The sequence below is a fragment of the Mesorhizobium sp. M7A.F.Ca.CA.002.09.1.1 genome, from assembly GCF_003998555.1.
GTDB classification, from domain to species: Bacteria; Pseudomonadota; Alphaproteobacteria; order Rhizobiales; family Rhizobiaceae; genus Mesorhizobium; species Mesorhizobium ciceri.
Genome location: NZ_RZRR01000361.1, coordinates 1 through 5,222 on the forward strand (window position 1 = coordinate 1; position 5,222 = coordinate 5,222).

General features: G+C 60.7%; 4 protein-coding genes. 3 read left to right on the forward strand and 1 reads right to left on the reverse strand.

The window, feature by feature from the left end; translation table 11 throughout:
• Positions 1-713: protein-L-isoaspartate(D-aspartate) O-methyltransferase (locus EN994_RS16835; protein ID WP_127307665.1), on the reverse strand; the 713-nt coding region annotated here is incomplete at its 3' end.
• A 264-nt stretch (positions 714-977) separates the two neighbouring features.
• On the opposite strand from EN994_RS16835, the gene EN994_RS16840 reads away from it, so the two are divergent.
• The 3 genes from EN994_RS16840 (at position 978) to EN994_RS16850 (ending at position 5,011) form a co-directional block, all read left to right on the forward strand.
• Positions 978-3,389, forward strand: coding sequence for a phosphoketolase family protein (locus EN994_RS16840; protein WP_063168032.1), 2,412 nt, complete (start codon positions 978-980; stop codon positions 3,387-3,389).
• Positions 3,386-4,564, forward strand: coding sequence for an acetate/propionate family kinase (locus EN994_RS16845; RefSeq protein ID WP_082826676.1), 1,179 nt, complete (start codon positions 3,386-3,388; stop codon positions 4,562-4,564). The genes EN994_RS16840 and EN994_RS16845 overlap by 4 nt, the downstream gene beginning before the upstream one ends.
• Positions 4,565-4,726: 162 nt before the next feature.
• Positions 4,727-5,011, forward strand: a complete 285-nt coding sequence (locus EN994_RS16850) for a hypothetical protein (protein ID WP_245441362.1) — start codon at positions 4,727-4,729, stop codon at positions 5,009-5,011.
• The last annotated feature ends 211 nt before the right edge of the window (positions 5,012-5,222 follow it).

Below are 5,222 nucleotides of genomic sequence, written 5' to 3' on the forward strand. Positions count from 1 at the left end.
ATATCGGGCAGGCTGATCGGATGCGGATGTCGAAGTGGACGACCGACCTTGGTGACGGTGCCGTTTTCCGACCAACCCTGCTCGCCGATGAGAGGGACGAAGCGCACGCCGCCGAAATCCTCCTCGCTGTAGGTTGCGGCACCTGTCCGGGTGACTTTGAGCAGGCGTTGCAAATCGGGGTCGTCGCCGACCGGAATGACGAGCCTGCCGCCGACATCGAGTTGCTCCTGAAGGGCGAGCGGTGCGCCGGGACCGCTGGCTGTCACCACGATGGCATCGAACGGCGCCGCCTGCGGCCAGCCCTTGGTGCCATCGCCTGTCCGGACCTCGATGTTTCGATAGCCGAGTTTTTCAAACCGCCGTTTCGCCGTTTCTGCCAAACCGGGATGACGCTCTATGGTGTAGACCTGTTCGACGATCCGGCTCATCACCGCGGCGGCGTAACCCGAGCCGGTGCCGATTTCGAGCACGTGGTCACCCGGTTTGACGTCCGCCATTTCGATCATGAATGCGACGATGTAGGGTTGCGATATGGTCTGGCCGTCGGCGATCGGCAGCGGCGTGTCTTCATAAGCAAATTCCTCGAAACCGGGTTCTACGAAGGCCTCGCGTGGAACTTCGCGCATCGCCTGCAGAATTTCACGGTCATGGATGCCACGCCGGCCGACGTGGATATTGACCATTCGATCACGGGCACGAGGAAGATCGAGCATTTTTTAGCTCCCTTTGGTGCAACGCTTCGAGGTTGTCCTTCGCGGTAGCTGCCTTGAACCTGGCCTTCGCGATTCCAGTTTCTAACCGCTGGAGGACTTCAAGGTTCCCGCCTATTTGCGGACAGAGCCGCTCGCTCCACCGGGATAGCGACCGGTCTCTTGGCCGCTCGGGTCGCGACACTGTCCCGGACGGCGGCAGTCGGGGGTTGCTCAAGCGCAAAGATGCCCCAGTTATCACCAGCGAACCGAAAGCTGGAGATGTCGATGAACGACAAGGCTGCCGCGACGCCGCAGGCTATCGGCCACGAACGGATCGACCTCATGGACCGTTACTGGCGCGCCGCGAATTACATCTCGGTCGGCCAGATCTATCTGCTCGACAATCCGCTGTTGCGCGAACCGTTGAAGGCCGAGCACGTCAAGCCTCGGTTGCTTGGCCATTGGGGCACGACGCCGGGCCTGAATTTTCTCTACCTGCATCTGAACCGCGTTATCCGCGAACGCGACTTCGATGTTCTGTTTATCTGCGGCCCGGGCCATGGCGGTCCCGCAATGGTCGCCAACACATGGCTCGAGGGCACCTATAGCGAGATCTATCCCGATATCGGGCAGGGCGAAGACGGCCTCAGGAAACTGTTCCGGCAGTTTTCCTTTCCCGGTGGCGTGCCAAGCCATGCCGCGCCCGAGACGCCAGGCTCCATCCATGAGGGCGGCGAATTGGGATATGCATTGGTTCATGCCTTCGGTGCGGCCTTCGACAATCCGGGTCTGGTGGTTGCCTGCGTCGTTGGTGACGGCGAAGCCGAGACCGGTCCGCTGGCGGCGGCATGGCATTCCAACAAGTTCCTGAACCCAGCGTCGGACGGCGCCGTCCTGCCGATCCTGCATCTCAACGGCTACAAGATCGCCAATCCGACGATCCTCGGCCGCATGGACGATCAGGAATTGCGAGACCTTTTCGCCGGCTATGGCTACGAACCGTTCTTCGTCGAAGGCCACGAGCCGCTTGCCATGCACCGGTCCATGGCCGCGACGCTCGACACGGTGCTCGATCGCATCCGTTCCATTCAGGAGCAGGCACGGGCTCCGGGATGGCATGGTCAACGCCCGAAATGGCCGATGATCGTGCTGCGCAGCCCCAAGGGATGGACCGGGCCGAAGGAAGTCGATGGCGAAAAAGTCGAGGGTTTCTGGCGCTCGCATCAAGTGCCGGTATCGAACGCTCGAGGGAATGAGGAGCACCGCAAGATCCTCGAAAACTGGATGCGAAGCTACGAACCGGGAGAGCTGTTCGACGAAAGCGGGCACCTGTTGCCGGAGCTTGCGGCACTTGCCCCGACAGGGACAAGGCGCATGGGCGCAAGCCCGTACGCAAATGGCGGCCTGCTGAAGCGCGATCTGATGCTTCCAGATTGGAAAAGCCTGGCCCTGGAAGTGCCGCGTCCAGGTGGCGTCATTGCCGAGGCGACGCGGATTTGCGGAAGCTATCTTCGCGAGGTGTTCCGCCTCAATGCCGAGGCGCGAAACTTCCGCCTGATGGGGCCGGACGAGACATCCTCCAACCGCCTCGACGACGTGTTCGAGGTCACCGATCGGATCTGGATGGAGCGCATCGAGCCCTATGACGTCCATCTTTCCCGTGATGGTCGCGTCATGGAAGTGCTGAGCGAGCATCTCTGCCAGGGCTGGCTTGAAGGCTATCTGCTCACCGGCCGCCATGGCCTGTTTTCATGCTATGAGGCCTTCATTCATATCGTCGATTCGATGGTCAACCAGCATGCCAAATGGCTGAAGACCTCCGGCGAGCTCGCTTGGCGCAAGCCGATCGCCTCGCTCAATTACCTTTTGACCTCGCATGTCTGGCGGCAGGATCACAATGGTTTCAGCCATCAGGATCCGGGCTTTGCCGATCTGGTCGCCAACAAGAAGGCCGACACGGTAAGGCTCTATTTCCCGCCGGACGCCAACACCCTGTTGTGGATCACCGATCATTGCCTGAGAACCTATAACCGCATCAATGTCATCACCGCCGGCAAGCAGCCGGGACCGCAATGGCTGTCCATTGAAGAAGCCGGAGCGCATTGCAAAGCTGGAGCGGGCATCTGGGAATGGGCCGGCACGGTTGCTCAGCACGAGGAGCCCGATGTGGTCATGGCCTGCGCCGGCGATGTGCCGACCCTGGAAACACTGGCCGCGACAGACATTCTGCGCTCCGCGATCCCCGACCTGAAAATCCGCGTCGTCAATGTTGTCGATCTGATGACATTGCAGTCGAACACGGAGCATCCGCACGGCCTGCCCGACGGGGACTTCGACGCGTTGTTCACGAAAACACGGCCCGTCATCTTCGCCTATCACGGCTATCCCTATCTCATTCATCGCCTGACATACCGCCGCGCCAACCATGACAACATGCATGTGCATGGCTTCCGCGAGGAGGGCACCACGACGACGCCATTCGACATGGTGGTGCTCAATGAACTCGACCGCTACCATCTCGCGCTCGCCGCCATCGAACGCGTGCCGGGACTGGCCGAAAGGGCCGAAGGGCTTGCCGGCGAACTCCACGGCAGGTTGGCGAAGCACAAGGCCTATGTGCGCGAGCACGGCGAAGACATGCCCGAAATCCAGAAATGGAGCTGGCCCGACAAAGCCGCGACAAAGGGGCGCCAATGATGCGTCGGTCGATCCTGGCGCTGAATGCCGGCTCGTCCAGCATCAAGTTTGCGCTTTACGATCTTGTCTCATCACGGGATATGCAACTCGTTTCACGCGGCACGCTGGACCTGGGCGACAAACCCACACTGCGCGCAAAAGCGGCCGACGGAACGGGGCAGTGCGATCGGCCGCTCACCGCCGACAAGCGGCATGACGCGGCCATAGGCGAGATGCTGAATTGGGTGCAGGGCGAAATTGGGGAAAGAAACCTGATCTGCGCCGGCCATCGCATCGTGCATGGCGGAAGCGAGTTCATCGAACCTGTCCGTCTGACCCCAGACATCATCGACGCCATCGACAAACTTACGCCGCTTGCTCCGCTGCATCAGCCTCGCAGTCTCGCGCCCGTCCGTGCAATAGCCGCCTTGCAACCGGACCTGCCACAGGTTGGCTGTTTCGACACCGCTTTCCACCAGACGATCGATCCGCTCGTGCGGCGCTTTGCCCTTCCGCGCCAGTATGAAGAGCAAGGCTTGCGCCGCTACGGGTTCCACGGTCTCTCCTATGAATACATCGCCGGGCGGCTCAGCGAGATATCGCCAATTTTCGCGGCGAAACACACGATCGTCGCCCATCTCGGCAATGGGGCAAGTCTTTGCGCCCTGCACGGGGGCAAAAGCATCGATACCACGATGGGTTTTTCGGCCCTGGATGGCCTCGTCATGGGCACGCGGTGCGGCGCCATCGATCCCGGCGTGCTGTTGTATTTCCTGCTGGAAAGAGGCATCGCGGCGGAAGAACTGCAGGCGATGCTCTACGAGAAGTCGGGCCTGCTCGGCGTATCCGGTATTTCCGGCGACATGAGGACGCTCGAAGCGAGCAATGATCCTCGCGCGCAAGAGGCGATGGCGCTTTTCGCCTTTCGCGCCGCGAGAGAGGCCGCGGCGCTTGCAAACACGATGGGTGGCCTTGAATGCCTGGTGTTCACCGCCGGCATCGGCGAACGGTCCGCGACCATCCGCAAGGCCATATGCGAAAAATTGACCTGGCTTGGCGTGGTGCTTGAAGATCGCGCCAACAACACCCACGCCGAGATCCTCAGTCGTCCCGAGAGCAAGGTGGAAGTACGCGTGATTGCGACCGATGAGGAAAGTGTCGTTGCACGTCACAGCCGCATGGTGATGCAAGCCTGAACGCTCGCCTCGGCATCGGAAAATCGGCTGTCGGTTCGGCCCGATGAAAGCCCGGGCAAGGGTATTCCCTGTACGAAAATTACCAAGCAAGCGGTCGGGGGAACCAACTGCCCATAGAAATATTGTGCGAGCAATCCCGGCTAACCCCGAGATCGTCGGCCGATGATCAGGCCGACAGCCTTACTTCAGGCATTGGCTGAGGAATCCATGTTTACGGACGACGTTGCGGTGAGGCGCCTGAAAATCCTGGTCGAGCAATATGTCGAGACACGCAAGAAACGCCACGATGTGATCTCTACCGCCAAGGCCGGGACCGCAATTCGAGAGGTGATGCCAAGTTGCCCGCTTTCAGGAAAGGCCTTCGATGATCTGATAGCGGCCTGCGCCATCGAGCATGGCCTCGCTGTGCTCTTCGACAATCCGGGGACATCAGGCACTGAAGTCTGAGGCTGGCGCTTCCGATGCTACCGTCGCGATGAGCAGGAGTTCAGTCGGCATGTCCAGGTACTTTTTCGACCTTCGAGATGAGAGCGGAAGCTTGCAGGAGGATCCCGAGGGCCAGGAATTTTCTGATCTCGCGAGCGCTGAGGAAAACGCGATGGCGTCGGCGAAGGAAATCCTTGCCGAAGAGCTGCTGCATGGCAGGCCGCTGCGTACC